At 62.7% G+C, this 26022-nt stretch carries 27 protein-coding genes and 1 riboswitch; of the genes, 19 read left to right on the forward strand and 8 right to left on the reverse strand.

Features of this window, described 5'->3' with window-relative positions; translation table 11 throughout:
* Positions 1-47: 47 nt before the first annotated feature.
* The 3 genes from AC2FMM_RS00810 to AC2FMM_RS00820 are packed head-to-tail and all read right to left on the reverse strand — an operon-like array spanning position 48 to position 2532.
* Positions 48-1022, reverse strand: coding sequence for a threonine ammonia-lyase (locus AC2FMM_RS00810; RefSeq protein ID WP_496795530.1), 975 nt, complete (start codon positions 1020-1022; stop codon positions 48-50).
* Entirely contained in the window at positions 1019-1846 is an 828-nt protein-coding gene (locus tag AC2FMM_RS00815; protein ID WP_496795531.1) for an alpha/beta fold hydrolase, read from the reverse strand. The genes AC2FMM_RS00810 and AC2FMM_RS00815 overlap by 4 nt, the downstream gene beginning before the upstream one ends.
* A complete protein-coding gene (locus AC2FMM_RS00820) occupies positions 1846-2532 on the reverse strand; it encodes a haloacid dehalogenase type II (protein ID WP_496795532.1) in 687 nt (228 codons plus the stop codon). The genes AC2FMM_RS00815 and AC2FMM_RS00820 overlap by 1 nt, the downstream gene beginning before the upstream one ends.
* 128 nt (positions 2533-2660) lie before the next feature.
* Between AC2FMM_RS00820 and AC2FMM_RS00825 the strand changes: the two genes are divergently transcribed.
* Positions 2661-3089, forward strand: a complete 429-nt coding sequence (locus tag AC2FMM_RS00825) for an FKBP-type peptidyl-prolyl cis-trans isomerase (RefSeq protein ID WP_149775631.1) — start codon at positions 2661-2663, stop codon at positions 3087-3089.
* 11 nt (positions 3090-3100) lie between these two features.
* Here the strand turns inward: AC2FMM_RS00825 and AC2FMM_RS00830 are convergent, their stop codons facing one another.
* From AC2FMM_RS00830 to fabA, 4 genes are read right to left on the reverse strand one after another with little or no spacing between them, the layout of a single operon-like run.
* The gene (locus tag AC2FMM_RS00830) at positions 3101-3295 is read right to left on the reverse strand and encodes a hypothetical protein (protein ID WP_496682542.1); all 195 of its coding nucleotides are present in this window, start codon (positions 3293-3295) and stop codon (positions 3101-3103) included.
* A gap of 59 nt (positions 3296-3354) precedes the next feature.
* Positions 3355-4146: an enoyl-ACP reductase FabI gene (locus tag AC2FMM_RS00835; protein ID WP_005978083.1), complete on the reverse strand. Its 792-nt coding sequence runs from the start codon at positions 4144-4146 to the stop codon at positions 3355-3357.
* 5 nt (positions 4147-4151) lie between these two features.
* A complete protein-coding gene (fabB, locus tag AC2FMM_RS00840; protein WP_496795533.1) occupies positions 4152-5381 on the reverse strand; it encodes a beta-ketoacyl-ACP synthase I in 1230 nt (409 codons plus the stop codon).
* 48 nt (positions 5382-5429) lie between these two features.
* On the reverse strand, positions 5430-5939 hold the full coding sequence (gene fabA / locus AC2FMM_RS00845; RefSeq protein ID WP_149775635.1) for a bifunctional 3-hydroxydecanoyl-ACP dehydratase/trans-2-decenoyl-ACP isomerase: 510 nt from the start codon (positions 5937-5939) through the stop codon (positions 5430-5432).
* Between the two features lie 187 nt (positions 5940-6126).
* Here fabA and irrA point away from each other — a divergent pair, with 187 nt between their 5' ends.
* Both irrA and AC2FMM_RS00855 read left to right on the forward strand, forming a co-directional pair.
* Positions 6127-6546 (forward strand): iron response transcriptional regulator IrrA, encoded by a 420-nt coding sequence (irrA, locus tag AC2FMM_RS00850; RefSeq protein WP_490360294.1) that lies wholly within the window; start codon positions 6127-6129, stop codon positions 6544-6546.
* A 111-nt stretch (positions 6547-6657) separates the two neighbouring features.
* Positions 6658-7455 carry a phytanoyl-CoA dioxygenase family protein gene (locus AC2FMM_RS00855; protein WP_496795534.1) on the forward strand — a complete coding sequence of 266 codons (798 nt, stop codon included), beginning with the start codon at positions 6658-6660 and terminating at the stop codon, positions 7453-7455.
* Between the two features lie 10 nt (positions 7456-7465).
* Here the strand turns inward: AC2FMM_RS00855 and AC2FMM_RS00860 are convergent, their stop codons facing one another.
* Positions 7466-8329: a hypothetical protein gene (locus AC2FMM_RS00860; RefSeq protein WP_496795535.1), complete on the reverse strand. Its 864-nt coding sequence runs from the start codon at positions 8327-8329 to the stop codon at positions 7466-7468.
* A 122-nt stretch (positions 8330-8451) separates the two neighbouring features.
* Here AC2FMM_RS00860 and miaB point away from each other — a divergent pair, with 122 nt between their 5' ends.
* The 16 genes from miaB to AC2FMM_RS00940 all read left to right on the forward strand — a co-directional run bounded on the left by miaB (position 8452) and on the right by AC2FMM_RS00940 (position 26016).
* On the forward strand, positions 8452-9771 hold the full coding sequence (gene miaB / locus AC2FMM_RS00865) for a tRNA (N6-isopentenyl adenosine(37)-C2)-methylthiotransferase MiaB (protein ID WP_496795536.1): 1320 nt from the start codon (positions 8452-8454) through the stop codon (positions 9769-9771).
* Positions 9772-10015: 244 nt separating this feature from the next.
* The gene (locus AC2FMM_RS00870; RefSeq protein WP_496795537.1) at positions 10016-10711 is read left to right on the forward strand and encodes an outer membrane protein; all 696 of its coding nucleotides are present in this window, start codon (positions 10016-10018) and stop codon (positions 10709-10711) included.
* Between the two features lie 139 nt (positions 10712-10850).
* Positions 10851-11873, forward strand: coding sequence for a PhoH family protein (locus tag AC2FMM_RS00875; protein WP_496682556.1), 1023 nt, complete (start codon positions 10851-10853; stop codon positions 11871-11873).
* Between the two features lie 35 nt (positions 11874-11908).
* Positions 11909-12403: an rRNA maturation RNase YbeY gene (ybeY, locus tag AC2FMM_RS00880; RefSeq protein WP_496795538.1), complete on the forward strand. Its 495-nt coding sequence runs from the start codon at positions 11909-11911 to the stop codon at positions 12401-12403.
* Positions 12404-12439: 36 nt separating this feature from the next.
* Positions 12440-13324 (forward strand): hemolysin family protein, encoded by an 885-nt coding sequence (locus tag AC2FMM_RS00885; RefSeq protein WP_496682560.1) that lies wholly within the window; start codon positions 12440-12442, stop codon positions 13322-13324.
* The gene (gene lnt / locus AC2FMM_RS00890) at positions 13321-14826 is read left to right on the forward strand and encodes an apolipoprotein N-acyltransferase (protein WP_496795539.1); all 1506 of its coding nucleotides are present in this window, start codon (positions 13321-13323) and stop codon (positions 14824-14826) included. The genes AC2FMM_RS00885 and lnt overlap by 4 nt, the downstream gene beginning before the upstream one ends.
* A 42-nt stretch (positions 14827-14868) precedes the next feature.
* Positions 14869-14918, forward strand: a riboswitch (SAM-SAH riboswitch).
* A gap of 5 nt (positions 14919-14923) precedes the next feature.
* Positions 14924-16105: a methionine adenosyltransferase gene (gene metK / locus AC2FMM_RS00895; protein WP_496686899.1), complete on the forward strand. Its 1182-nt coding sequence runs from the start codon at positions 14924-14926 to the stop codon at positions 16103-16105.
* 127 nt (positions 16106-16232) lie between these two features.
* Positions 16233-16943 (forward strand): tRNA (guanosine(46)-N7)-methyltransferase TrmB, encoded by a 711-nt coding sequence (gene trmB, locus AC2FMM_RS00900; protein WP_496682565.1) that lies wholly within the window; start codon positions 16233-16235, stop codon positions 16941-16943.
* 68 nt (positions 16944-17011) lie between these two features.
* On the forward strand, positions 17012-18358 hold the full coding sequence (aroA, locus tag AC2FMM_RS00905) for a 3-phosphoshikimate 1-carboxyvinyltransferase (protein WP_496686902.1): 1347 nt from the start codon (positions 17012-17014) through the stop codon (positions 18356-18358).
* Positions 18355-18972 carry a (d)CMP kinase gene (cmk, locus tag AC2FMM_RS00910; protein ID WP_496711321.1) on the forward strand — a complete coding sequence of 206 codons (618 nt, stop codon included), beginning with the start codon at positions 18355-18357 and terminating at the stop codon, positions 18970-18972. Before aroA ends, cmk begins: the two co-directional genes overlap by 4 nt.
* Positions 18973-19292: 320 nt before the next feature.
* A complete protein-coding gene (gene rpsA, locus AC2FMM_RS00915; RefSeq protein ID WP_496682571.1) occupies positions 19293-20969 on the forward strand; it encodes a 30S ribosomal protein S1 in 1677 nt (558 codons plus the stop codon).
* A 273-nt stretch (positions 20970-21242) separates the two neighbouring features.
* Positions 21243-21527: an integration host factor subunit beta gene (gene ihfB, locus AC2FMM_RS00920; RefSeq protein ID WP_149775649.1), complete on the forward strand. Its 285-nt coding sequence runs from the start codon at positions 21243-21245 to the stop codon at positions 21525-21527.
* 7 nt (positions 21528-21534) lie between these two features.
* Positions 21535-21885 carry a lipopolysaccharide assembly protein LapA domain-containing protein gene (locus AC2FMM_RS00925; protein WP_496682576.1) on the forward strand — a complete coding sequence of 117 codons (351 nt, stop codon included), beginning with the start codon at positions 21535-21537 and terminating at the stop codon, positions 21883-21885.
* 8 nt (positions 21886-21893) lie between these two features.
* A complete protein-coding gene (locus tag AC2FMM_RS00930; RefSeq protein WP_496686905.1) occupies positions 21894-22538 on the forward strand; it encodes a phosphoribosylanthranilate isomerase in 645 nt (214 codons plus the stop codon).
* 118 nt (positions 22539-22656) lie between these two features.
* Complete coding sequence (gene trpB / locus AC2FMM_RS00935) at positions 22657-23904, forward strand: tryptophan synthase subunit beta (RefSeq protein ID WP_496682055.1); 1248 nt, start codon at positions 22657-22659, stop codon at positions 23902-23904.
* A 456-nt stretch (positions 23905-24360) separates the two neighbouring features.
* Positions 24361-26016, forward strand: a complete 1656-nt coding sequence (locus AC2FMM_RS00940) for an autotransporter domain-containing protein (RefSeq protein ID WP_496711322.1) — start codon at positions 24361-24363, stop codon at positions 26014-26016.
* Positions 26017-26022: the final 6 nt, after the last annotated feature.

Raw genomic sequence — 26022 nt, forward strand, 5'->3', positions numbered from 1 at the left:
TTTCTGCAGCGTTTGCCGCACCTTATGGCACCTAGCCCGACCGCTTGTCAGGTCAGGAATTCCAATGCCCCGGCAAAGACCTGCGGATCGACATTCCCGCCCGAGGCCACGACGATCACCGCATCGCCCGCGATCTCGTCCTTTCGGAACAGCGCCGCCGCCAGCGAAACCGCACCGCCGGGTTCCAGCACGATCTTCAGGCGCAGAAAGGCCTGGGCCATCGCCTGCAGCGCCTCGGCCTCGGAGACCGCCAGACCGGGCCCGCACAGGCGGTTGAGGATGGGAAAGGTGATCTCTCCGGGTTGCGGCGTCAGGATCGCGTCGCAGATATTGCCGGAGGTAGCCGCATTCGCCTGGATGCTGCCTGCGGCCAGCGAGCGTCTCACATCGTCGAACCCCTCGGGCTCGCAGGGGCGGGCGCGCAGGCCGGGCGCGTGGCGGTCCAGCGCCAGGGCGACGCCGGCAGTCAGACCCCCGCCGCCGCAGCATACCAGAACATCGGCAGTCTCGACACCCAGATCGCGGGCTTGCTGCGCCAGTTCCAGGCCGACGGTGCCTTGCCCGGCGATCACCTGCGGTTCGTCATAGGGGCGGATCAGGGTCAGGCCACGTTCGGCCGCCAGCGCCTCGCCGATATCCTCGCGGCTTTCGGAGGCGCGGTCATACAGCACCACCTCGGCCCCCAGAGCGCGGGTGTTCTCGATCTTCAGCCGGGGCGCGTCCGAGGGCATCACGATGATCGACCTGGTGCCATGCAGAGTTGCGGCATGGGCTACCCCTTGCGCATGATTGCCCGAGGAATAGGCAATAACCCCGCGTTTGCGGGCCGCGTCGTCCAGCGCGGAAATGGCCGACCAGGCCCCGCGGAACTTGAAGCTGCCAGTGTGCTGCAGGCATTCTGGTTTCACCAGCACCCGGCGCCCCGCGATCTGGTCCAGAAAGGGCGAGGTCAGCAGCGGCGTTTTGCGCACATGGTCAGCCAGACGGTCGGCGGCGGCTTCGATCAGGTCAATGGTGCTCATGCCAGTTCCAATGTCTTGCGGATGATGTCGAGGGATTGTGGCTCGTCCAGAAACGGGACATGGCCGCGATCGGACACGTCGCCCGTGATCAGGCCGGGATGGCGCGCGCGCATGGCATCGACCGTGTCGCGGCTCAGAAGGTCCGAGTTGGCGCCGCGGATCACGCCTGTTGGCACGGCGCGCAAGGCATCGAACAGGGGCCACAGGTCCGGGGTTTCGCCGGCTTCGATCTGTTCCAGCAAGGCGGTGCGCAGGGCCGGGTCATAGCGCAGGGCCAAACCATCGGCCGTTTCCTCGTACTGGAACGCGGCCTGTTTGCGCCAGACCGCAAGCGGAACGCCGGGGAATTGCGGCTCCATCATCTGTTTCAAGATCGCAACCGCCTGATCAAGCGTTTTCGACACCGGTTTGCGGCCCACATAGTCGATGATCCGGGAGATGCCCTGCGGCTCGATCACCGGGCCGACATCGTTGAGAATCACGGCGGCCAGACGGTCGGGATGCGTGGCTGCCAGCGTCATGGCGATCAGTCCGCCGCGCGAGGTACCCAGGATGCTGGCCCGGTCCAGGCGCAGATGGTCCATCAACGCGATTACGTCCTGCGCCTCGTGCGCGACGGTATAGTTGCGGTAGTCGGGGTCGCGGGCCGATTGCCCCCGGCCGCGATAATCCAGCGCGATCATGCGCAGATCGGCGACATGCGGTGCCAGGAACGAGAAGTCGAGACTGTTGCGGGTCAGCCCGGCCAAGCACAGAAGCGGCTGCCCCTGGCCGGTGTCCGCGTAGTAAAGGTTCAGTCCATCGGTGGTCGTGAAACGCGGCATCACAGGCCCGCCAGTTCGGGGATGCGCGTCAGGTCGGACAGCACATGGGCGGGTGCCCAAGGCAGCCGGTCCATCGGCTCACCCGCTCGGTTCACCCAGGCCGTGACGAAGCCGTATCCGCTGGCGCCGGCCGCGTCCCAGCCGTTCGAGCTGACGAACAGCACTTCGGACCGGTCGCAACCGAACCGGGCGGGGACAAGATCATAGACCTTGGCATGGGGTTTGAACACGCCGACGCTTTCGACCGACAGCAGATCGTCCAGCAACGCGCCGATGCCCGCCGACCTGACGGCGGCGTCAAGCATCGGTGGCGAGCCGTTCGACAGGATCGCGGTCTGCAGACCGCCGGATTTCAAGGCCTTCAGCATCGCGGGTACTTCGGGATAGGCCTGAAGCTCCCAATACAGATCCAGCAGACGCTGGCGCAGGTTTGGGTCGCCTTGAAGGCCGGTCGCGTCGAGCGCCCAGTCAAGCCCGTCCTGCGTAACGTCCCAGAAATCGGCATGGGCGTCGGCCACGGCGCGCAGCCATGTGTATTGCAACTGCTTCAGGCGCCAGTGATTGGCAAGCTCGGGCCATTTGGCCTGCAACGCTTCAAAGCCGGGCTCGGCTGCCGCTTGCCGCGCCGCGGCGGTCACGTCGAACAGGGTGCCATATGCGTCGAAAACGCAGGTCGTGATTGCCATGTGATCCTCCGCCGTGATTGCGCGCAGGTTTGCACAACTGCCCCAGTGGGAAAAGCGCAAAAGGGTTTACAACGGCGCGGCAGGCTCTAGGTTGGGCGGCTCTTTCTACTTCAAGGCCGGAGGCCACCATGACCGCAATCAAACAAGGCGACACCGTTCGCATTCACTACACCGGCACTTTGCAGGACGGCAAAGTCTTCGACAGCTCGGAAGGGCGCGAGCCGCTGGAATTCGCGGTCGGATCCGGCCAGATCATTCCAGGGCTGGATTCGGCCCTGCCGGGGATGGAAGTCGGCGACAAGAAACGGGTCGAAGTGGCGTGCGAAGACGCCTATGGCCCGGTGAATCCTGCGATGCGTCAGGACATCCCGCGCGAAGGCATTCCGGCCGACATTCCGCTGGACCCCGGCACCCAGTTGCAGATGCAGACCCCGGACGGGCAAGCCTTGCCGGTCACCGTGGTCGAGGCCACCGACACCACTGTTACGCTGGATGCCAACCATCCGCTGGCCGGGCAGGATCTGACCTTTGATATCGAGGTCGTTTCGGTCAACTGACCGGTCCGGGCCTATAGCCCGGGCACCAGATCCAACAACGACCCAACTGCGGACCGCAGCTGCGGTTGGGTATAGAACACCCACAAGATCAACAGTGTCGTGAGGGTCAGCAGCAGTTTGCGCGCACGCTCGCTGAGGAACCTTTCCTTTCGACGGGCCTGTTGCACGCGCGGGCTGCTGGCGATTATTCGGTCAAGTTTGCTCATGTGCCGAAACCTGCCGCCGAAAATTGGTCAAATCTTGGCGGCGACAGGGAAAGATCGAGTCACATAAAATCGGGCTGAGGCATGCCCAGAACGTGGAACCCGCCATCGACCCGGATGATTTCACCGCTGGTGCAGGCGCCGGCATCCGAAGCCAGATAAACAGCGGTGCCGCCCACCGCTTCGAGCGTTGCGTTCGAGCGCAGCGGCGCGTTCTGGTCGCAGAACTTGTAGGTCTTGCGCGCACCGCCGATGGCCGCACCGGCCAGCGTCTTCATCGGGCCCGGCGAAATCGCGTTGACCCGGATGCCGTCGGGCCCCAGGTCGTTGGCCAGATAGCGGGTCGCCGATTCCAGCGCCGCCTTGGCCACGCCCATCACGTTGTAGTTCGGAACCACGCGGTTCGACCCCTGATAGGTCAGGGTCAGCAGGGTGCCGCCATTGTCCTTCATCATCGGATAGGCGCGACGCGCGACTTCGATGAAGGAATAGGCCGACACATCCAGCGAGTGCTTGAAGTTGGCCCGCGTCGTGTTCAAGAACCGGCCGGTCAGTTCGGTCTTGTCTGAATACGCGATTGCGTGGACCAGAAAGTCGATCGTCGGCCAGCGCGCGGACAATTCGCCAAAGGCCCGGTCCAGCGAGGCGTCGTCGGTCACGTCGGCATCGACCATGAAGTCGCTGCCCAAGCTTTGCGCCAGCGGCTCGAGCCGCTTGCCGAAGGCCTCGCCCTGATAGGTGAAGGCCAGCTCGGCCCCGGCCTCGTGCATGGCCTTGGCGATGCCCCAGGCGATCGAGCGGTCATTGGCTACGCCCATGATCAGACCGCGTTTTCCCTTCAGACAGTTTGACATCTCGATCACCCGTTGTACTTGGACAGAACCATGGAGCCATTCGTGCCGCCAAAGCCGAAGCTGTTGGTCATGACACTATCCAAGCCTGCGTTTTCAACCACTTGCGTGGCAATTTCGCCGGGCTGAATGCCTTCGGCCAATGTGTCGACGTTGATCGACGGTGAAATGAAATCATGTTCGAGCATGAGCAGGCAGAAGATCGCCTCGAGCGCGCCCGCCGCGCCCTGCGCATGGCCGGTCATCGACTTGGTCGAAGAAATCGGCGGCACGCTGCCCTCGCCGAAAATGCGGCGCACAGCCTCGACTTCGCCCACGTCTCCGACCGGGGTCGAGGTACCGTGCGCGTTGATATAAGAGACCTTCCGGCCCTCGGGGAGGGTCTGCAGCGCCAGGCGCATGGCCCGCTCGCCACCTTCGCCCGACGGGGCGACCATGTCATGGCCGTCGGACGTCGCGGCAAAGCCGGTCACCTCGGCATAAATCTTGGCGCCCCGCGCCAGCGCGTGGTCCAGATCTTCCAGCACGACGATGCCCCCGCCGCCGGAAATGACAAAGCCGTCACGATCCTGATCGAACGCGCGCGAGGCTTTCTCGGGCGCGTCGTTGTACTTGGACGACATCGCGCCCATCGCGTCGAACAGGCACGATAGGGTCCAGTCCAGTTCCTCGCCGCCGCCGGCGAACATCACGTCCTGCTTGCCCATCATAATTTGCTCGGCCGCATTGCCGATGCAGTGCAGCGAGGTCGAGCAGGCCGAGGTGATCGAATAGTTGATGCCCTTGATCTTGAAGGCGGTGGCCAGGTTGGCCGAAATGGTCGAGCACATGCACTTCGGAACGGCAAACGGGCCGATCCGCTTGGTCGCGCCGGTTTTCAGAACGGTCTGATGCGCCGTCAGCATGGCGCTGGTCGACGGCCCGCCCGAACCCGCCACCAGGCCGGTGCGCGGGTTCACGACCTGATCTTCGGTCAGGCCGGCATCGGCGATCGCCTGGCTCATCGCGATATGCGCATAGGCGGCGCCGGGGCCCATGAACCGCAGTGCGCGTTTGTCCACGTGCTCGGCCACGTCGATCTTGAGTGAACCGGCCACCTGGCTGCGAAAGCCGTGTTCGACCATCTGTTCGTTGGCCTCGATGCCGGATTTACCTGCCTTGAGCGAGGCCAGAACCTCTTCGGCATTGTTCCCAATGGAGGAAACGACCCCCAATCCGGTTACGACGACGCGACGCATAAGCGTACTCCTGTATTCCGTTCTGTGCTTGTTGCCGATCAGCTGAGGTCAGCTTTCTGACAATGCAACCTTCATGTCCTTGACCTGATAGATGACTTCGCCATCCGCCTCGACCCGGCCATCTGCCACTCCCATGGTCAGACGGCGGGTTTGCACGGCCTTGGTGAAATCGACGTAATAGGTCAGCATCTTGCGGTCGGGGCGCACCATGCCGGTCAGCTTGACTTCGCCCACACCCAGCGCATAGCCACGACCCTGCCAGCCCCGCCAGCCCAGGTTGAACCCGGTCAGCTGCCACAGGCCATCCAGGCCCAGGCAGCCGGGCATGATCGGATTGCCGGGGAAGTGGCATTCAAAGAACCACAGGTCCGGGGTGATGTCGAACTCGGCAACCACATGGCCCTTGCCGTGCGCGCCCCCGTCGGCCGAGATCTCGGTGATCCGGTCCATCATCAGCATCGGCGGCGCGGGCAGCTGGGCGTTGCCGGGGCCGAACAATTCGCCGCGGGCGCATTTCAGCAGATCGTCCTTGTCAAAGCTGCTAGGGAATTGGGCCATTCTGCCGCGTCTCCTGCCTGGGGTCTGTTGGTTCAATCTGGCCTCGTCTAGCACCCGTTTGCAAGGTCCTGCAAGAGCAGCCGAACACATCGGGCGGATGGGGCCGATCGGATTGCGAATGAATTTCAATTGAAATTGCCGGCGGACGGCACTTATATATTGGGTCAGACAATCGGATTGCGAATTCATGACGGATCAAAGCCGGGACATTGCGACGAACTGGTTGGTGCACGCCGGGCTGCGCCCGACGCGTCAACGGGTTGCCTTGGCCGAACTGCTTGTCGGAGACGGGCGGCACCGCCATGTCACCGCCGAAAGCCTGTTCGAGTCGGCCAAAAAGAGAGGTGATGCCGTTTCGCTGGCCACCGTCTACAACACGCTGCGCGCCTTTTGCGATGCGGGTGTACTGCAAGAGATCACGGTGGACGGGTCCAGAAGCTATTTCGACACCAACACCCATGACCACCCCCATTTCTTCTGGGAAGACGAGGGCCGGCTGAGTGATGCGCCCTCGGATCAGCTGGTGATCCAGCGTCTGCCCCAGGCGCCCGACGGGGTCGAGATCGCATCCGTCGATGTGGTCATCCGCCTGCGCAAGAAGGCCTGACAGGCGCGGCCTTTTCCCCCTTGGTGTCTGCGGCATTTCACGTCGGAACTTCCGGTTGAACTGAGTCGTCGATCGTGCACAGATCGCCGGGCACGTCAGTCGGAGTTCATCATGCCACACCCCCTTGTCACTCCACAGATGATCGATGCCTTTCAGAAGGACGGCGTGGTTCTTGTCAAAGGCCTGTTCGCTGATCACGTTCAATCCCTGCGTGACGGGGTGGCCCTGAACATGGAACAGCCCGGCCCCTATGCCTCGGAAAACAGGAAAAAGGGCGAGACGGGCCGGTTCTTCGACGATTACTGCAACTGGTCGCGCATTCAGCAATTTCAGGAGGTCATCCAGTCTTCGCCTCTGGCCGAGGTCGCCGCCGACCTGATGCAGTCCGAAACCGTGCAGATGTTCCACGACCATGTGCTGGTAAAAGAGCCGGGCACCTCGATGGCCACGCCGTGGCATCAGGATGGGCCCTACTATTTCGTCGAGGGGCGGCAGACGATCAGTTTCTGGTCGCCGCTGGATCTGGTGCGCGAGGCCACGCTGCGGTGCGTCGCCGGCTCGCATCTGTGGGAAAAAGAGGTTCTGCCGACGCGCTGGGTCTCGGAGGAGGGGTTCTTTCCCGACGAAGGCCAGTACATCCCGGTGCCCGATCCTGAGGCCGAAGGGATGCGGATCGTCGAATTCGAGATGGAGCCGGGCGACGCGGTCGCCTTTCATTTCCGCACCCTGCACGGCGCCCGGGGCAACCGCTCGGACCGGCGTAGGCGGGCGTTTTCGGTGCGTCTGGTGGGTGACGACGCGCGCTATGTCGAGCGTCCGGGGCGGACCTCGCCACCTTTTCCGGGCCATGACATGCGGCCGGGTCAGCGTCTGCGCGAGGACTGGTTTCCGATACTGCTGAGGCGCTGAAGGCGCGGCTTCAGAACCACTGGCCCGGCTCGATCAGGCCCAGTTCGAGCAGTTGGTTGGAATTCCACTGGAACGGAACCGAGTTGGGCCAGCGAAAGCTGGTGATCGGGTCGCCCGGCCCGGACGTGCTGCACAGCGCCTTGGCCGCGCGGAACGAACAGATGGCCGCGATCAGGTTGTGGTGCCAGGGGCAGGCATAGGTGTTGTACTCGGGCTCGTTGAAGCTGTGGTCTGGCAGAAGCGTCAACCCTTTGCGGGTCTTGAACAGGCCGATGCGGTCGATGCGTCGCCGTTCGTAGGGGATGCGGTCCTCGAACCGCCAGCGCAGCCCGCCCGACATGTCTAGTTGGCGTTCCAGCGGGGTGCCATCCCGGTCGTGCCGGCTGTGGGCGTAGTATCCGGTGCTATCCAGCATGGCGTGATCGGGGGCGACCCCGTTCGGATGTGCGGTCAGGTCGTCGGCATAGATGTCGATGACATGGCACAGCATCGCATCTCTGCGTTCTTCGGCGTGAAAGGTCAGCATTTCGCCGATCGATCGCGTCTCGCAGAAGGGAAAGACCAGGTATTCCGAGTTGTAGCAGTAATACATCCAGATCGACGGCGCCGCGCGGATGATGCGGTTGATGGCGTCAAAGACCGCCTCGCGCGGGGTGCAGCGCATGGACACCCGGTGGACGCGCTGGGTAAGGTCGGGCGCCATCGCGAAATCCGGCGGCATGAAAGCGATCACCGATTTGAATCCGAGGTCGAGGTGATGGCGCAGCGTGCCGTCGATTTCCAAGTCGTCCTCGGCAAAGATCAGGGCCACCGGCCCTTTGGACAGGGCCGCCCGCCCGGATCTGAGGAAATCATCGAGAGAATCGTGCTGCATCGCCTGTTTGCTGCCTGCCTCGCTGGAATTCTCGGTCAAATTCGGGTAATTGCGCCGGCATTGCAAGCGGCGTTCGATGCGTATAGACGACGCCGGTCCAGCGAACGTAGAAGGCCCAGCCCATGTCCGAACCGAAAAAGCTGTATATCAAGACCTATGGCTGTCAGATGAACGTCTATGACAGCGAACGCATGTCCGAGGCGCTGGGCGGGCAGGGCTATGTGGAAACGCAGTCGCCCGAAGATGCGGACATGATCCTGCTGAACACCTGCCACATCCGCGAAAAGGCGGCCGAGAAGGTGTATTCCGAACTGGGCCGCTTCAAGGGGTTGAAGGCCGAAAAACCCGATCTGAAGATCGGCGTGGCGGGCTGTGTGGCGCAGGCCGAGGGCGAAGAGATCATGCGCCGGCAGCCGCTGGTCGATCTGGTTGTCGGACCGCAGAGCTATCACCGCCTGCCCGAACTGGAAGCCAAGGCGCGTGCGGGCGAAAAGGCGCTGGATACCGATTTCCCCGAAGAGGACAAGTTCGAGAAGCTCAAGAACCGCCCAAAGGCCAAGCGCGGCCCGACGGCCTTCCTGACCGTGCAGGAAGGCTGTGACAAGTTCTGCGCCTTCTGCGTCGTGCCCTATACCCGAGGGGCCGAGGTCAGCCGTCCGGCCGACCGCATCCTGCGTGAGGCGCTGGACCTGGTCGAGCGCGGCGTGCGCGAGATCACGCTGCTGGGCCAGAACGTCAACGCCTATCACGGGGCCGGTCCCGATGGCGACATGACCCTGGCCGGGTTGATCTGGGAGTTGAACAAGATCGACGGGCTGGAACGCATCCGGTTCACCACTTCGCACCCCAACGACATGACCGACGATCTGATCGAGGCGCACGGCACCTGCGAAAAGCTGATGCCCTATCTGCACCTGCCGGTGCAGTCGGGGTCGGACAAGATCCTCAAGCGGATGAACCGCAGCCACACCGCCGAAAGCTATCTGCGTCTGATCGAGCGGATTCGGGAAGCGCGCCCCGATATCCTGATGTCGGGCGATTTCATTGTGGGCTTCCCGGAAGAAACCGAAGAGGATTTTCAGGCCACGTTGGATCTGGTCGAGCAGGTTCGCTATGGCTATGCGTATTCGTTCAAGTATTCGACCCGGCCGGGCACGCCCGCAGCCGAGCGCCCGCAGGTCGATCCGCAGGAGGCGGATGATCGCCTGCAGCGTCTGCAGGCCCTGATCACGCGGCATCAGCGCGAGGTTCAGGACGCCATGGTCGGTCGCACCGTGAACGTCCTGTTCGAGAAACCCGGCCGGCTGCCGGGGCAGATGGTTGGGAAATCCGAGTACCTGCACGCGGTGCATGTCAGCGGAGCTGAGCTGTCCGCCGGCGATCTCCGGCCAGTCCGGATCACGGCGTCGGGGGCGAACTCGCTTGCGGGTGAGCTGCTCTGATTCGCTTTGGATGGTTGTCGCGCCCCACGAATTGACGCGCAGTCTCCAAATTTACCCTTGATTTAGTGTTTGCTCCTATGGTCCGAGGGGCCCAGTCGAGTTTTGGGCTGGCATGGCCCGGTTTGGGATCAGGCGCTCTCGGATGGTGTCCGTCACGGGGCGAAGGAGGTGACGAGTGAAACGAGTATGGGGTGCGCACGCGCGGCAGGTGCGGATGACTCTTGCAGGCGCGGCTGTGGCGGCAATGGCTGGAACATCGACAACGGCCAGTGACTTGGGTGGAAATGTTCGCGATCCTCAGGTGGTCGGGCCTCAGCGGTACGCGGATGATGTCAGCGCCTTCTATGTCGGGATCAGCGGGGCCTATGGGTCTGGTGGTTCCGATCGGTTCGGTCTGACCACGCCCATCCGCACCTTCCCCATCGGAGAACTGGATCTGAAAGGGTACTATGGCGGGGTCCGCGGCGGTTGGCGCGGTGTCGTTCCCGCCACGGGGGGCCGAGATTATGTCTACGGATTCGAATTGGGGTACGACTGGTCCGGTCTGGACGATGACGTGGTGACCGATATTGCGGGCACGGTGGTTCGCGGCGGCTCTGAAATCAACAACGTGATGTCTGTTCGTTTCAAGAACGGCCTGACCAATCCCAATGGTACTGTGCTTTACTTCCTTACGCTTGGGCTGGTCTATGGCGATATCACCACCACAAATAGCATCACCAGCGGTGGGACCACGCAATCATTCGACAACGACGACAGCCGCAACGGTTTCACGGCCAGCATCGGAGCCGAACACCAGTTGGGCAACAACTGGTCCATCACCGGTGAGTTCGAGTATGTTCAATTCCAGTCGGAAGTCATCGATTTCGGTTCGGGTTTCTCGACGAAATCCACACCCAGCTACAAGGGGCTGAGGTTTGGTTTGAACTATCGGTTCTGAAACCGCGTTGGGCATTGTGCCCGCGCATTTGGTATTGGCGGATTTGTTCACACCCAAGCAAATTCCTGAAACTGTGGCTTGCGCCCACCGATCCTTGTTGTCTACGCTTGGGATGACAACGCCAAGACAGGAGAACGGATTGGCCATCGGTGCCCTGACCCCACCGCAAAACGAAATGCCCCACGGCGAGGCGTTTCTGGAATTTCCCGACAACCGGCTGTTGATTGACCTTTGCGGTGAATATGACCGCAACCTGGCCGACATCGAAAGCAAGCTGACTGTTCAGATCGTCCGCCGCGGCAATCAGTTGGTTGTGATGGGCGACGAGGAGGCGCAGAAACAGGCGATTGAGGTTCTGCAGGCCCTGTACGCCCGGTTGGAAGGTGGCCGCGATGTCGCAGCCGCCGATGTGGATCGCGAATTGCGGATGGGCAACTCCGAGGCCGGCACCGGCTCGCGTGATGGCGATCAGCTCGAGATGTTCAAGGGCGGACCGGTCGAAATCAAGACCCGCAAGAAGCTGGTCGAACCCCGGACCGACGCGCAGAAGGCCTATGTTCAGTCCCTGTTCCAAAACGAGCTTGCCTTTGGCATCGGGCCGGCCGGGACGGGCAAGACCTATCTGGCCGTGGCGGTCGGTGTTTCGATGTTCATCGGCGGGCATGTGGACCGGATCATCCTCAGCCGCCCGGCCGTCGAGGCGGGCGAAAAGCTGGGCTATCTGCCGGGCGACATGAAGGACAAGGTCGATCCCTACATGCAGCCGCTTTATGATGCGCTGAACGACTTTCTGCCGGGCAAGCAACTGGCCAAGTTGATCGAAGAAAAGCGGATCGAAATCGCGCCGCTGGCCTTCATGCGCGGGCGGACCCTTTCGAATGCCTTCGTCGTTCTGGACGAGGCGCAGAATGCCACGACCATGCAGATGAAGATGTTCCTGACCCGCTTGGGCGAAGGCAGCCGGATGGTCATCACGGGGGATCGGTCGCAGGTCGATCTGCCGCGGGGCGTCGCTTCGGGGCTTGCCGATGCGGAACGGTTGCTGAAGACGATCCCGAACATCGGTTTCAACTACTTCACATCCAAGGACGTCGTGCGCCACCCGCTTGTCGCCGCGATCATCGAGGCGTATGAGGCCGATTCAGGCCGGGAGGCCGGCTGAAATCCGACAGCCCGTCGGCCGTGGAGCAGTGCGACATGAACCTGGAGATCTCCATCGAGGATGCCCGCTGGCAGCGGTTGGAGGCGCTGTCCCGCAAGGCGGTTTCGGCAACGCTTGCGCATCTGGGGCTGGACCCCGACTTGTGCGAGGTCAGCATACTGGGCTGCGACGATGCCCGAATCGCCGAGCTGAACGCCGAATTCCGAGGCAAGCCCGCAGCCACAAACGTGCTGAGCTGGCCGGCCGAGGATCTGGCCCCCGAAGATCCCGGTGCCACGCCGCCCTTACCGGAACCGGATTTCACCGGCGAGATCGCGTTGGGCGACATCGCGATCTCGTTCGATACCTGCCGGCGCGAGGCGGAGGAGGTCGGAAAACCGATGGACGACCATGTCACGCATCTGATCGTTCACGGAATGTTGCATTTGTTGGGCTATGACCACGTTCGTGACCAGGACGCCACTGTGATGGAGCGGTGCGAAATCGAAATACTTGGCAAAATGGGTATCGGTAACCCATATAATGCGTGACATGGGGCCTTGTGCCCGATCAACTGGAACAGGAAAATGGGCGACATAGACGGCAGTTCTGGGGCAGCGCAAAGCGCGCATTCACGGAACGGCGACGAAACCAAAGAGAAAAGCGGGCTTTTCTCGCGCTTGCTGGAAGCGTTCTCTCCAAACAGCGAAGACACGGGCGGCGCGGTCAACGGGCATGCGGCCGAAACAGTGCAGCCTCGTGGCATGATCAACCTGCGGCGGATGCGGGTGGAGGACGTGGCCATACCGTCGGCAGATATCGTCTCGGTTCCAGTAACGATCGGCAAGGATGAGCTGGCGCAGGTCTTCCGCGAGAGCGGACTGTCGCGCATTCCGGTCTATGAGGGCACGTTGGACACGCCGCTTGGCTTCGTCCACCTGAAGGATTTTGCGCTGACCCACGGGTTCAATGGCAGTACCAAGCCGTTCGACCTGCGCTCGATGCTTCGGCCGCTTCTGTTCGTGCCACCGTCCATGCCGATTGGCGTTTTGCTGGCCAAGATGCAGACCGAGCGGCGCCACATGGCGCTGGTGATCGACGAATATGGCGGTGTTGACGGTCTGGTGACCATCGAAGACCTGATCGAACAGGTGGTCGGCGAGATCGAAGACGAGCATGACGCCGACGAAGACCAGATGTGGGTCCAGGAGCGGCCCGGCTGCTACATCGTACAGGCCAAGGCGCCGCTTCAGGATTTCGAGGCCGAGATCGGCAGGTCTCTGACCAATCACGAGGACGTGGACGAGGAAGAAATCGAAACTCTGGGCGGTCTGGTCTTCATGCTTTCAGGGCGCGTGCCGGCGCGAGGCGAGGTGGTCCAACATCCCGACGGGCCGGAATTCGAGGTGATCGATGCCGACCCGCGCCGGATCAAGCGTTTGCGCGTGATGGTGCCGGATATGGCTGCATGAACCCAGCGAAGCGGTGGTCGCGCGCTGTGCGGTACCTGGCGGCCGCCGGGCTGGGTGTGGTTGCGGCATTTGGTCTGGCGCCATTTGGGTATTGGTGGGCCACTGCTGTATCGTTGGTTCTGTTGACGCCGCTGTTCTTGGCCAGCGAGACCCGCACGGGCGCGGCCGCAGTCGGCTGGTTTTTTGCGACCGGCTATTTCGCGCATGCGCTCTTGTGGATCATCGAGCCGTTTCTGGTTGAGCCCGAACGCCATGGCTGGATGGCGCCGTTTGCGCTCGTGTTCATGGCGGGCGGGCTGGCCCTGTTCTGGGCGGTGGCGTTCGGGCTGGCGCATCGGGTGCGGGGAACGGCGATCCGCCGGGCCATGTTGCTGGCGCTGGCCGTGTCCCTGGCCGAGTTTGCGCGCGGATATGCTCTGACGGGGTTCCCTTGGGCGGGTCTGGCGCAGATCTGGGTGGATACGTATGTCGCGCAGGTATTGGCCCTGGTCGGCCCCTATGGTCTGGGTGCGCTGACCCTGATTTTGTTTCTGCCGCTGGGCGCTGCTTTGGTTGGCGATCGTCCGGCGCGGCATGCGGTGGGACCTTTGGTCGCGATTGCGGTCTGTGCCGGGCTGGCTACGGCCTATGCCGCCATGCGGCCACCGGTTGCGCAGACCGGAAAGACCGTGCGCCTGAACCAGCCAAATGCCCCCCAGCACCAGAAATGGGACCCAGCCTTCACGCCCGTGTTCTTTGCGCGCCAGATCGAGTTCACGGCCGCCGAACCCAGGCCCCACCTGATCGTCTGGCCCGAAACCTCGGTGCCGGCGTGGCTGGACAGCGCGCAGCCCTATCTCGACGCCATTGCCGATGCCGCGCAGGGCACCCCGATGGTTCTGGGAATTCAGCGGGCCGAGGGGCTGCGCATCTACAACTCGGTGGTGTATCTGGATGAATCCGGAAAGCGGGCAGGCCTGTATGACAAACATCATCTAGTGCCGTTTGGCGAATACATCCCCTTGGGCGATCTGCTGGAGCGGTTCGGGCTGAGCGGCCTGGCCGCCACGACCGGAAGCGGATTCAGCGCCGGTCCCGGTCCGCGCCTGTTGCGGGCCGGAGATCTGGGGAGCGTTCTGCCGCTGATCTGCTACGAGGCCATTTTCCCGCAGATTGCCGCCGCCGGACCTGAACGGCCCAGCCTGCTGTTGCAGGTCACCAACGATGCCTGGTTCGGGACTCGGTCGGGCCCGTACCAGCACTTGGCCCAGGCCAGAATGCGTGCGATCGAACAGGGGCTGCCGCTGGCCCGGTCTGCCAATACCGGCGTTTCGGCGATGATCGACCCGCTGGGCAACGTGACCGCTGCGCTGCCGCTGGGCCAGGCGGGGCATGTCGATGCCGGCCTGCCGCTGCCATTGCCGCCGTCCCCTTATTCGCGGTTCGGGGATTTTCCGGTGTTTGTGCTTCTGGTGGGCCTGTTCGTGCTGCTTGGGCGCAACGTTCGGCCTGTTGGCGAATAAATACCGATTGACCGTCTGTTTCTGGGGGCGTATCCCGTCGGATGCCCGTCACAACGGCTTCCTGGCGTGACGGGGGAAATCTTAATGGAGCGCTTTCATGTCCCGACAGAACTACACCTTTACTTCGGAATCCGTTTCCGAAGGGCATCCCGATAAGGTCTGTGACCGTATTTCCGATGCAGTCCTCGATGCCTTTCTGAGCGAAGAACCCGAAGCGCGCGTAGCGTGTGAGACCTTTGCCACTACCGATCGTGTGGTGATCGGGGGTGAGGTCGGGCTGTCGGATCAGGAGCGGCTCCATGACTACATGGGCCGGATCGAAGAGATCGCGCGCGCCTGTATCAAGGATATCGGGTACGAGCAGGACAAGTTCCACCACGAAACGGTCGAGGTGACGAACCTGCTTCACGAGCAATCCGCGCATATCGCACAGGGGGTGAATGCGTCGGGCGACAAAGACGAAGGCGCAGGCGATCAGGGCATCATGTTCGGTTACGCCACAACGGAAACCCCGGCCCTGATGCCGGCGCCGATCCAGTATGCGCATGCAATCCTGCGCCGCCTGGCCGAGGTTCGCAAAAGCGGCGCCGAGCCTGCGCTGGGACCCGATGCCAAGTCGCAGTTGTCGGTGATCTACCGCAACGGCAAGCCGGTGGGCGTCAGCTCGATCGTGCTGTCCACGCAGCATCTGGACGAAGCGTTGACGTCGGACGACATCCGCCAGATCGTCGAACCCTATGTGCGAGAGATCCTGCCCGAAGGCTGGCTGACCGACCAGACCGACTGGCATGTGAACCCCACCGGCAAGTTCGTCATCGGCGGCCCCGACGGCGATGCCGGCCTTACCGGGCGCAAGATCATCGTCGATACCTATGGCGGTGCGGCCCCGCATGGGGGTGGGGCGTTTTCGGGCAAGGACCCGACCAAGGTCGACCGGTCGGCGGCCTATGCCGCGCGGTATCTGGCCAAGAACGTCGTGGCCGCCGGCATGGCCGAGCGTTGCACGATCCAGCTGAGCTATGCGATCGGCGTGTCCAAGCCGCTTTCGATCTACGCCGACACCCACGGCACCGGACAGGTTGACGACGCCTCGATTGAACGGGCCGTCGGGCAGGTAATGGACCTGACCCCGCGCGGCATCCGCGAGCATCTGCAACTGAACAGGCCGATCTATCAGCGCACCGCGGCCTATGGGCATTTCGGGCGTGAACCGGATGCCGACGGCGGCTTCAGCTGGGAGCGGACCGATCTGGTCGAGGCCTTGAAAAAGGCTGTCTGAGCCGGCATCGGGAAACAAAACACGGCATGGCGCGTCCGATGTGGCGCGCCGTTTCCGTTTCGAAGGGCGCCCCTCCGGCGCGGCCCGACCCTTGCAACGCAAACGCCGCCGCAGTAAGGGCACCGGCATGAGCACCCAGTCACCCGAACGCCCCCGCAGAAACTTCTACGGCCGCTTCAAGGGCAAGACCCTGAAGCCCAGCCAAAAGACCTATCTGTCCGAGGACCTGGCCGCCCTGTCGCCGGGCGCGGTGGATTGGGACAGCAACCCCGACCGCACCCCTATCGACCTAGACGCGCTGTTCGGCGGCAAGCCGGTATGGCTTGAGGTCGGGTTCGGCGGTGGTGAGCATCTGGTGCACCAGGCGCAGCAGAACCCCGATATCGGCATCATCGGCGCCGAGCCGTTCATCAACGGCGTGGCCATGCTGCTGGGCAAGATCCGCCGGGCCGAAGTGACCAACCTGGCGGTGCATCCCGGCGATGTGCGCGACCTGTTCGACGTGCTGCCCGATGCCAGCATTTCGCGCGCGTTTCTGCTCTATCCCGATCCGTGGCCCAAAAAGCGGCACCACCGCCGCCGCTTCGTGACCCCCGAGCATCTGGAGCCGCTGGCGCGTGTGCTGAAACCCGGCGCGATCTTCCGCGTGGCGACCGACATCCCGGACTACGTCCGCCAGACGCTCGAGGAGGTGCCCCGCGCCGGTTTCGAATGGCTGGCCGAGGGGCCCGAAGATTGGCGCAAGCCGTGGGACGACTGGATTTCCACCCGCTACGAGCAGAAAGCCCTGCGTGAAGGCCGCACGCCGCACTACCTGACCTTCCGCCGCAACGGGTGATTGCGGCTGGACGCTGCGGCGCCAATTCGCTAATCGGCAGGGGCACTGATAGCGCAAAAGGAGCCCTCATGTCCGGACACGGCACGCCCATCCCGATGACCTCGCATCCCTGCGGCCCGCTGACCGGCACGGCCGAAGTGCCGGGCGACAAGTCGATTTCGCACCGCTCTCTGATCCTTGGGGCGATGGCCGTGGGCGAGACCCGGATCTCGGGTCTGCTGGAAGGCGAAGACGTTCTGGACACTGCCAAGGCGATGCGCGCGTTCGGAGCCGAGGTGATCTCGCACGGGAATGGCGAATGGACGGTGCACGGCGTCGGCGTGGGCGGCTTTTCCGAGCCGGATCAGGTGATCGACTGCGGCAACTCGGGCACGGGCGTGCGCCTGATCATGGGCGCGATGGCCACCAGCCCGATCAGCGCGACCTTCACCGGCGATGCCAGCCTGAACAAGCGCCCGATGGCGCGGGTGACCGATCCTTTGGCTTTGTTCGGGGCACAGGCCGTGGGCCGCTCGGGCGGGCGCCTGCCCATGACGATCGTCGGCGCGGCCGATCCGGTGCCGGTGTGGTACGAAGTGCCGGTGCCCTCGGCCCAGGTGAAATCAGCTGTTCTACTGGCCGGCCTGAACGCGCCCGGCAAGACCGTGGTGATCGAGAAGGAAGCCACCCGTGACCATTCCGAGCGGATGTTGGCGGGGTTTGGCGCCGAAATCACGGTCGAGGACACCGACGAAGGCCGGGTCATTACCCTGACCGGCCGGCCCGAGTTGAAGCCGCAGGTGATCGCCGTGCCGCGCGATCCGTCCAGCGCTGCCTTCCCGGTCTGTGCGGCGTTGATCACGCCGGGCTCGGACGTTCTGGTGCCGGGCATCGGCCTGAACCCCACGCGTGCCGGCCTGTTCACCACGCTGCGCGAGATGGGTGCCGATCTGACCTATGAAAACATGCGCGAGGAAGGTGGCGAGCCGGTTGCCGATCTGCGTGCGCGCTACTCGCCCGACATGAAGGGCATCGACGTCCCGCCCGAACGCGCGGCCTCGATGATCGACGAGTATCCGGTGCTGTCGGTGGTTGCGGCCAACGCGACCGGCAAGACGATGATGGGCGGCGTCAAGGAACTGCGCGTCAAGGAAAGCGACCGCATCGACGCTATGGCGCGTGGCTTGCGGGCCAACGGCGTCACGGTTGACGAGGGCGATGACTGGTGGTCGGTCGACGGGCTGGGCATTGGCGGCGTGCCCGGCGGCGGCACCTGCGCAAGCTTTCTGGACCATCGCATCGCCATGTCTTTCATGGTGATGGGCATGGGCGCGCAACAGGCGGTCTCGGTCGATGATGGCAGCCCCATCGCGACCTCGTTCCCGATCTTCGAGCCGTTGATGAACGGCTTGGGCGCCAAGGTCGAGCGCACATGAGCTTTACCGTCGCCATCGACGGCCCGGCCGCTGCGGGAAAGGGCACGATCTCCAAGGCCGTGGCCGCGCATTTCGGGCTGGCGCACCTGGATACGGGGCTGCTGTATCGTGCGGTCGGCCGGCGCACGCTGGACGGCACCGACCCGGTCGAGGCTGCGCGGTCCCTGACGGCCGAGGAGTTGGAACAGGGCGATCTGCGCACTGCCGAGATCGCGCAGGCGGCGTCGAAGGTGGCGGTGATTCCCGAGGTGCGCGCAGCCCTTGTCGATTTCCAGCGCAGCTTTGCCCGGCGGGCCGGCGGCGCGGTGCTGGACGGGCGCGATATAGGCACGGTGATCTGCCCCGAGGCCGAGGTGAAGCTGTTCGTCACCGCCAGCCCCGAAGTGCGCGCCGAGCGGCGCTATTTGGAACTTGTGGGGAAGGGCGCGGATGTGACCCGCGCGCAGGTTTTGGCCGATGTCCGCGAGCGCGACGCGCGGGATGCCGAACGCAGCACAGCCCCGATGAGACCGGCCGACGATGCCGTTCTTTTGGACACCACGGACCTGAGCATCGAGGCCGCTTTGGAAAAGGCGATCACCGTCATTCAGGAAAAGCTGTCCTCGGGCATGTGAGGCCGCGGACAAACCGTTTGAAAATGCCGGGCCGCGAACAGCAGGGTGGCCGCCCGGGCGCTGGAGTGACCGCCCGAGCCTGCATGGCATCGCCGAATGCGCCGGAATCGTCCGGAAACCCTTGCGGTGCGGCCGCCAAGTTGCTACAGAGCGCCCGTCGACAAGGCAATTTGAGCCATAAAACAATGAGACGAGCAGGGTCGGACACAACCGGCCCTCTTTGTTTTGTGGCACTGTTTCAGGTTGCCGGACCAACTCCAAGACCGGCGGAGACAACCGCTCGGCCAGAAAAAACGTTATGCAAAGGAAAACAACGCCACATGGCTAACGCAACCATGGAGGAATTCGAAGCCCTCCTGAACGAAAGCTTCGAAATGGACACCCCCGAAGAGGGTTCGGTTGTCAAAGGCAAGGTCATCGCGATCGAAGCGGGCCAGGCCATCATCGACGTAGGCTACAAGATGGAAGGCCGGGTCGATCTGAAAGAATTCGCAAATCCCGGCGAAGCCCCCGAAATCGCTGTTGGCGACGAGGTCGAAGTGTACCTGCGCGCCGCGGAAAACGCCCGTGGCGAAGCCGTCATCTCGCGCGAGATGGCCCGCCGTGAAGAGGCCTGGGATCGTCTGGAAAAAGCCTATGCCGACGACGAGCGCGTAGAAGGTGCCATCTTCGGCCGCGTCAAGGGCGGCTTCACCGTGGATCTGGGTGGCGCAGTTGCGTTCCTGCCCGGCAGCCAGGTTGACGTGCGTCCCGTGCGCGACGCTGGCCCGCTGATGGGTCTGAAGCAGCCGTTCCAGATCCTGAAGATGGACCGCCGCCGTGGCAACATCGTCGTGTCGCGCCGCGCCATCCTGGAGGAATCGCGTGCCGAACAGCGCGCCGAAGTCATCGGCAACCTGTCCGAGGGCCAGACCGTCGAGGGTGTCGTCAAGAACATCACCGAATACGGTGCCTTTGTTGACCTGGGTGGCGTTGACGGCCTGCTGCACGTCACCGACATGGCATGGCGCCGTGTGAACCACCCGTCGGAAATCCTGTCGATCGGCGAGACCATCAAGGTTCAGGTCATCAAGATCAACAAGGAAACCCACCGCATCAGCCTGGGCATGAAGCAGCTGCAGGAAGATCCGTGGGATCTGGTTGCCGCCAAATACCCGCTGGGTTCGGTGCACAAGGGTCGCGTCACCAATATCACCGACTACGGTGCGTTCGTCGAGCTCGAGCCCGGTGTCGAAGGTCTGGTGCACGTGTCCGAAATGTCCTGGACCAAGAAGAACGTCCACCCCGGCAAGATCGTTTCGACCAGCCAGGAAGTCGACGTCATGGTTCTGGAAATCGACGGCGCCAAGCGTCGCGTGTCTCTGGGCCTTAAGCAGACCCAGCGCAACCCGTGGGAAGTGTTTGCAGAAACGCACCCCGAGGGCACTCAGGTCGAAGGCGAAGTCAAGAACATCACCGAATTCGGTCTGTTCATCGGCTTGGAAGGCGACATCGACGGCATGGTGCACCTGTCCGACCTGTCGTGGGACGAGCGTGGCGAAGATGCCATCCAGAACTACCGCAAGGGCGACGTCGTTCAGGCGGTCGTTTCGGAAGTTGATGTTGAAAAAGAGCGGATCTCGCTGTCGATCAAAGCCCTGGGCGGTGACAAGTTCGCCGAAGCCGTGGGCGGCGTGAAGCGTGGCTCGGTCATCACCGTCGAAGTGACCGCGATCGAAGATGGCGGCATCGAGGTGGAATACGAAGGCATGAAGTCCTTCATCCGCCGTTCGGACCTGAGCCGCGACCGTGCCGAACAGCGCCCCGAGCGTTTCTCGGTCGGTGACAAGGTCGATGTCCGCGTGACCAACGTCGACAGCAAGACCCGCCGTCTGGGCCTGTCGATCAAGGCGCGCGAAATCGCCGAAGAGAAAGAAGCCGTTCAACAGTACGGCTCGTCGGACTCGGGCGCATCGCTGGGCGACATTCTGGGCGCCGCGCTGAAGTCGGGCGACTAAGCCCGGCCCAACGGCATAAACCCGAATTGGCGGCCCCGTACATCCGTGCGGGGCCGTTTCTTTTTCGAATCAACGCGTTCGGAAAATCCGGGTTAATCGGCATTAGGTTCATGCTTGTTTCCCCGAAATTACACGTCGCTGCGCGAATTTCGCGTTCTTTTCTGCAAATTGCGCCCCGGACGGTCAGAGTTTGCGTTCCCCATGCCAGCGTTTTTTCCTATACTGTCCAAACCAGTAGACGAGACGACACGGTGACCTGGGAGGGTAGCACGCATGATCCGTTCAGAACTGATTCAGAAGATTGCCGATGAAAACCCGCATCTGTACCAGCGCGATGTTGAGCGGATCGTGAATACCGTTTTTGAAGAAATCACTGACGCCATGTCACGTGGCGACCGTGTCGAGCTGCGCGGTTTTGGCGCATTTTCGGTGAAAAAACGGGATGCACGCGTTGGCCGCAACCCGCGCACCGGTGAAACCGTTCAGGTCGAGGAAAAATGCGTGCCGTTTTTCAAGACAGGGAAGTTGCTAAGGGACCGTTTGAACGGTAAGGCGTGATCTCATGATGCGCTACATTCGATACGGGTTCCTGGCGGCGCTGGGAATCGTCCTGGTCTCAGTCTCCTTGGCCAACCGGCAAATGGTACAGTTAAAGCTGATGCCAGATGCCTTGGCCGAGTTGCTGGGCTTCAATCTTTCGACAAATCTGCCCCTGTTTCTTGTGGTCCTGGGCGGCGTGGTCGCCGGTCTTGTCATCGGTTTTCTGTGGGAGTGGTTGCGCGAGCACAAGCATCGCCGCGATGCGTCGGTGAAATCCACCGAGGTGCGCAAGCTTGAGCGAGAGGTCAAAAAGCTGAAGAAAAAACAGAGCGAGGGTGAGGACGATGTGCTTGCCCTGCTGGACGAGGCCAGCTGAGCGTACTGATGCCCGGCGAAATCAGCGTCAAGATCTGCGGCCTGACCGCACCGGATGCGTTGCGTGCCGCCGTTGATGCGGGCGCGCGCTATGTGGGGTTCGTGTTTTTTCCGAAATCTCCGCGGCATCTGGAACCCGCCGCAGCGCGCGACCTGACAAGCCATGTCCCCGTGGGGGTGGCCAAGGTCGCTTTGACGGTCGATGCCACCGATGCCGAGCTGGACCGGCTGTTGGACATGGTTCCGCTGGACATGCTTCAGCTTCACGGCAAGGAGAACCCCGCGCGCGTTTCCGAGATTCGTAGCCGTTTCGGCCTGCCGGTGATGAAGGCCATCGGCGTTGCCGACGAGGCGGACCTGGCGGCGATCGACCTCTATTCCGACGTGGCCGACCAGTTGCTGATCGACGCCAAGCCTCCCAAGAACGCCGATCTTCCGGGGGGCAATGGGTTGGCCTTCGATTGGCGGCTGCTGGCCGGGCGTAAATATTGGCGCCGGCCTTGGATGCTGGCCGGAGGGCTGACGCCTGACAACGTGGCCGAAGCAGTGCGGATGACCGGCGCACGGCAGGTCGATGTCTCGTCGGGCGTGGAATCAGCGCCGGGCGTCAAGGACCCGGCTCTGATCGACGCTTTCATTCGCGCGACGCGATGACCGCCCAGGGCTGTTGGTGCCGGGCTGAACGGTTTGCCTCGCCCCGATTGCCGCGATTTGCGATGGCAAATCCCGCCGCCAGCACCTATGAACGTTGGGCAAGATGATGGAGACCACCATGGCCAATGATCTGTTCAATTCCTTCATGTCCGGCCCGGATGAAAACGGCCGCTTTGGCATCTTCGGCGGACGGTTCGTCAGCGAAACGCTGATGCCGCTGATCCTGTCGCTGGAGGAGGAGTACGAGAAGGCCAAGACCGACCCGAGTTTCTGGGCTGAGATGGATGATCTGTGGGCCAATTATGTCGGCCGTCCGTCGCCCCTTTATCATGCCGAACGCCTGACCGAGCATCTGGGTGGTGCCAAGATCTATATGAAGCGCGACGAGCTGAACCACACCGGCGCGCACAAGATCAACAACGTGCTGGGTCAGATCATCCTGGCGCGTCGCATGGGAAAGACCCGGATCATCGCCGAAACCGGGGCCGGGCAGCACGGTGTCGCCACCGCGACGGTCTGCGCCAAGTTTGGTCTGAAATGCGTGGTCTACATGGGTGCGCATGATGTCCAGCGGCAGGCGCCCAACGTGTTCCGCATGCGTTTGCTGGGGGCTGAGGTGATTCCGGTGACCTCGGGCCGCGGTACCCTGAAGGACGCGATGAACGACGCGCTGCGCGACTGGGTGACCAATGTGCGCGACACGTTCTATTGCATCGGTACGGTCGCCGGGCCGCACCCGTACCCGGCGATGGTGCGCGACTTCCAGTCGATCATCGGCAAGGAAGCCAAGGAGCAGATGATGAAGGCCGAGGGTCGTCTGCCGGACACGATCATCGCGGCGATCGGCGGCGGCTCGAACGCCATGGGGCTGTTTTATCCGTTCCTGGATGATCCTTCGGTCAACATCATCGGCGTCGAAGCGGGCGGCAAGGGCGTCAACCAAAAGATGGAGCATTGCGCCTCGCTCACGGGCGGTCGGCCCGGCGTGCTGCATGGCAACCGGACTTATCTGCTGCAGGATGACGACGGCCAGATCCTCGAGGGGTATTCGATCTCGGCCGGGCTCGACTATCCGGGCATCGGCCCTGAACATTCATGGCTGCACGATATCGGGCGCGCGCAATATGTGTCGATCACCGACAAAGAGGCTCTTGAGGCGTTCCAGCTGTGCTGCGCGACCGAGGGCATCATTCCCGCGCTCGAACCCAGCCACGCATTGGCGCATGTCATGAAGATCGCGCCGGAGCTGCCCAAGGATCACATCATCTGCATGAACATGTGCGGACGCGGCGACAAGGACGTGCAAACAGTCGCCAAGTATCTGAACTTCGATATGTCCGACACCGAAGGGCGCGACGCGGGCTGACCGGACTCCTAGCGTCGGAAGATTGCGTTCTCGGGGCCTTGCAGCCCCGGAACCGCAGCCTTTGGCCGACCTTGTTTCCGGTGCGGGTCGAGTGCGCATTAGTCGTTCAAATTGTTGACAGCTCAGGCCTAAGCCGATGGTCGGCCAACACCAGGGTGGTCGCGTATCCGGGCAACGGCGTTGGGATGCCGGTTGCCATAGAAACTACATTTTTCAATATCCTAGCCGGTCCATCGATCCCGCGCGCCCGTGTGTGGAAATCAACCCTTGTGTCGCAGAGGCAGCAGACGAATGGTGACTCGCTTGCGGAATCTGTACAGCGGATTTCGGTTCAATTAGCCTCAAGTCAAGAATGTATGTGGGTGCGGTGGGAACAGACCCCCAAGCATGATTGACGATTGCACGGCGCGGCTTGGCAAACCTTGGCCGCCCGCGGTGGTGACTTAGGAGATTGGGATGGTTTGGTCGGTCTTGCGCAAGTCTTTGGTTCTGCTGTTGGCGGCCATGTTCGTGTTAATTGGCGAGTGGCGGCAGGCCCGGGCCTTCGGTCCGCCACAGTTCATCGGATCGACAGTGACGACGCCGAATGGCGGCAACATCTTCTTTACTAATCTTCAGGGAACTTCGACAGCTTTCGTCTCGCTTGGCGGTTCGGGCGAGGTGCCGGGTGGGGCCATCTACAGCGGGGGTTTCATCTTTCCTTTGCCGGCGGTAACGCCTGCCGGCTTGACAGCTTTGGGCTGGGTGGACGTGACCATCCTCAGCCAGAACGGAGCCGATGCGACCTATTCCACCGATGGCTACATGGGGGTGGTATTCACCGCCCGCGAAACACCAGGCGGCCAACTCTACCGATACGAGATCGCGCTGTCTGGCGTCACCACCACGCAGATCATCAACACCCGAACTGCCGTGGACACCACACGCCCGACAGTGACGATCAGCCCCTTGTCGGCGACTTCCGGCGGGCAGTATCAGGCGACGATCACGCTCAGCGAGCCCAGCACGAATTTCGTGGTGGGCGATCTGTCGGCTACCAATGCCACCGCCGCGATGACGGGTTCAGGAGCAAATTACGTGGCGACGCTGACGCCGCAAAGCAACGGGCCGATCGAATTGTTCGTGCCTGCAAACGTGTTTACCGATGCAGCCGGAAACCCGAACTTAGCTTCGAACCGGGTCAGCTCGGTCCAGCCCGTGGTGAATACCCAACGGTTGATTCAGGCCTTTCAGAATGCGCGGGCAAACAGCCTGGTTTCCAATCAGCCCAAGCTGACGCCGTTCCTCTTGGAACCCGGAGGCGGCGTTCTGGATGCCGCGGCGACGCAAGGGGCGGGATATCTGAACTTTGCCAGCAGCCGGGCCTATCCGATCTGGTTCAACCTGACCGGGAACTGGAGTTCACAGGACGATTTCGACAGCTCTTATGCGCTGGCGGTCATGGGCGCGCACCGGCAGATCAATCCGAATTTGCTTGTGGGGGGCATGGTGCAGATCGACTATGCCAAGACCGAGGACGGTGTGGGCGATGTCGATGGGACGGGCTGGCTGATCGGCCCCTACGTCGTGGCCAAGATGCCCGGGCAGCCGGTGTTCTTCGAAGGCCGTGCGCTGTATGGGCAAGCCAGCAACGAAATTTCGCCGTTCGGCACCTACACGGACAAGTTCGACAGCGATCGCTGGCTGGTGCAATCGCGCGTGACCGGTCAGATGCAGTATGGGGACCTGACCCTGATGCCGCTTCTGGACGTCAGCTATGCCTCCGATGACCAGAAGGCTTATTCCGACGGGTTGGGAAACCGGATCCCGGATCAGGACTTCAGCCTGACGACGGCCAGGCTGGGTCTGGATTTCAGTCGCCCCATTGTGGTGTCGCGTGGCGAGATGACGCTGACCGGCGGCCTGTCGGGGGTCTGGAGCAGCACCTCGGGCGCCGGGACCGCCGTCGGAGTGGCTCCGATCGGGGATACCACACGCGGCCGGGCCGATCTTGGGCTCGACTACCGGTTGGAAAACAGCAGCACACTGTCAGCCGGGATCTATTATGACGGTATCGGCGAAAGCGGTTTCGAAAGCTATGCGGTCAACGTGATGTGGCGAATGGCGTTCTGACGTATC

The sequence above is a fragment of the Ruegeria sp. BHSC043 genome, from assembly GCF_059612985.1.

Excerpts from the sequence above, each read along its gene's own strand:
- AC2FMM_RS00925 (WP_496682576.1), top strand. The coding sequence starts at position 21,535 with ATGCGCTACATTCGATACGGGTTCCTGGCGGCGCTGGGAATCGTCCTG.
- AC2FMM_RS00930 (WP_496686905.1), top strand. The coding sequence starts at position 21,894 with ATGCCCGGCGAAATCAGCGTCAAGATCTGCGGCCTGACCGCACCGGAT.
- AC2FMM_RS00870 (WP_496795537.1), top strand. The coding sequence starts at position 10,016 with ATGGCTGGAACATCGACAACGGCCAGTGACTTGGGTGGAAATGTTCGC.
- lnt (WP_496795539.1), top strand. The coding sequence starts at position 13,321 with ATGAACCCAGCGAAGCGGTGGTCGCGCGCTGTGCGGTACCTGGCGGCC.
- AC2FMM_RS00810 (WP_496795530.1), bottom strand. The coding sequence starts at position 1,022 with ATGAGCACCATTGACCTGATCGAAGCCGCCGCCGACCGTCTGGCTGAC.
- ybeY (WP_496795538.1), top strand. The coding sequence starts at position 11,909 with ATGAACCTGGAGATCTCCATCGAGGATGCCCGCTGGCAGCGGTTGGAG.
- rpsA (WP_496682571.1), top strand. The coding sequence starts at position 19,293 with ATGGCTAACGCAACCATGGAGGAATTCGAAGCCCTCCTGAACGAAAGC.
- AC2FMM_RS00860 (WP_496795535.1), bottom strand. The coding sequence starts at position 8,329 with ATGCAGCACGATTCTCTCGATGATTTCCTCAGATCCGGGCGGGCGGCC.
- AC2FMM_RS00885 (WP_496682560.1), top strand. The coding sequence starts at position 12,440 with ATGGGCGACATAGACGGCAGTTCTGGGGCAGCGCAAAGCGCGCATTCA.
- AC2FMM_RS00830 (WP_496682542.1), bottom strand. The coding sequence starts at position 3,295 with ATGAGCAAACTTGACCGAATAATCGCCAGCAGCCCGCGCGTGCAACAG.
- AC2FMM_RS00825 (WP_149775631.1), top strand. The coding sequence starts at position 2,661 with ATGACCGCAATCAAACAAGGCGACACCGTTCGCATTCACTACACCGGC.
- AC2FMM_RS00855 (WP_496795534.1), top strand. The coding sequence starts at position 6,658 with ATGCCACACCCCCTTGTCACTCCACAGATGATCGATGCCTTTCAGAAG.
- trpB (WP_496682055.1), top strand. The coding sequence starts at position 22,657 with ATGGCCAATGATCTGTTCAATTCCTTCATGTCCGGCCCGGATGAAAAC.
- AC2FMM_RS00835 (WP_005978083.1), bottom strand. The coding sequence starts at position 4,146 with ATGTCAAACTGTCTGAAGGGAAAACGCGGTCTGATCATGGGCGTAGCC.
- fabA (WP_149775635.1), bottom strand. The coding sequence starts at position 5,939 with ATGGCCCAATTCCCTAGCAGCTTTGACAAGGACGATCTGCTGAAATGC.
- trmB (WP_496682565.1), top strand. The coding sequence starts at position 16,233 with ATGAGCACCCAGTCACCCGAACGCCCCCGCAGAAACTTCTACGGCCGC.
- cmk (WP_496711321.1), top strand. The coding sequence starts at position 18,355 with ATGAGCTTTACCGTCGCCATCGACGGCCCGGCCGCTGCGGGAAAGGGC.
- irrA (WP_490360294.1), top strand. The coding sequence starts at position 6,127 with ATGACGGATCAAAGCCGGGACATTGCGACGAACTGGTTGGTGCACGCC.
- ihfB (WP_149775649.1), top strand. The coding sequence starts at position 21,243 with ATGATCCGTTCAGAACTGATTCAGAAGATTGCCGATGAAAACCCGCAT.
- AC2FMM_RS00820 (WP_496795532.1), bottom strand. The coding sequence starts at position 2,532 with ATGGCAATCACGACCTGCGTTTTCGACGCATATGGCACCCTGTTCGAC.
- aroA (WP_496686902.1), top strand. The coding sequence starts at position 17,012 with ATGTCCGGACACGGCACGCCCATCCCGATGACCTCGCATCCCTGCGGC.
- fabB (WP_496795533.1), bottom strand. The coding sequence starts at position 5,381 with ATGCGTCGCGTCGTCGTAACCGGATTGGGGGTCGTTTCCTCCATTGGG.
- miaB (WP_496795536.1), top strand. The coding sequence starts at position 8,452 with ATGTCCGAACCGAAAAAGCTGTATATCAAGACCTATGGCTGTCAGATG.
- metK (WP_496686899.1), top strand. The coding sequence starts at position 14,924 with ATGTCCCGACAGAACTACACCTTTACTTCGGAATCCGTTTCCGAAGGG.
- AC2FMM_RS00815 (WP_496795531.1), bottom strand. The coding sequence starts at position 1,846 with ATGCCGCGTTTCACGACCACCGATGGACTGAACCTTTACTACGCGGAC.
- AC2FMM_RS00940 (WP_496711322.1), top strand. The coding sequence starts at position 24,361 with ATGGTTTGGTCGGTCTTGCGCAAGTCTTTGGTTCTGCTGTTGGCGGCC.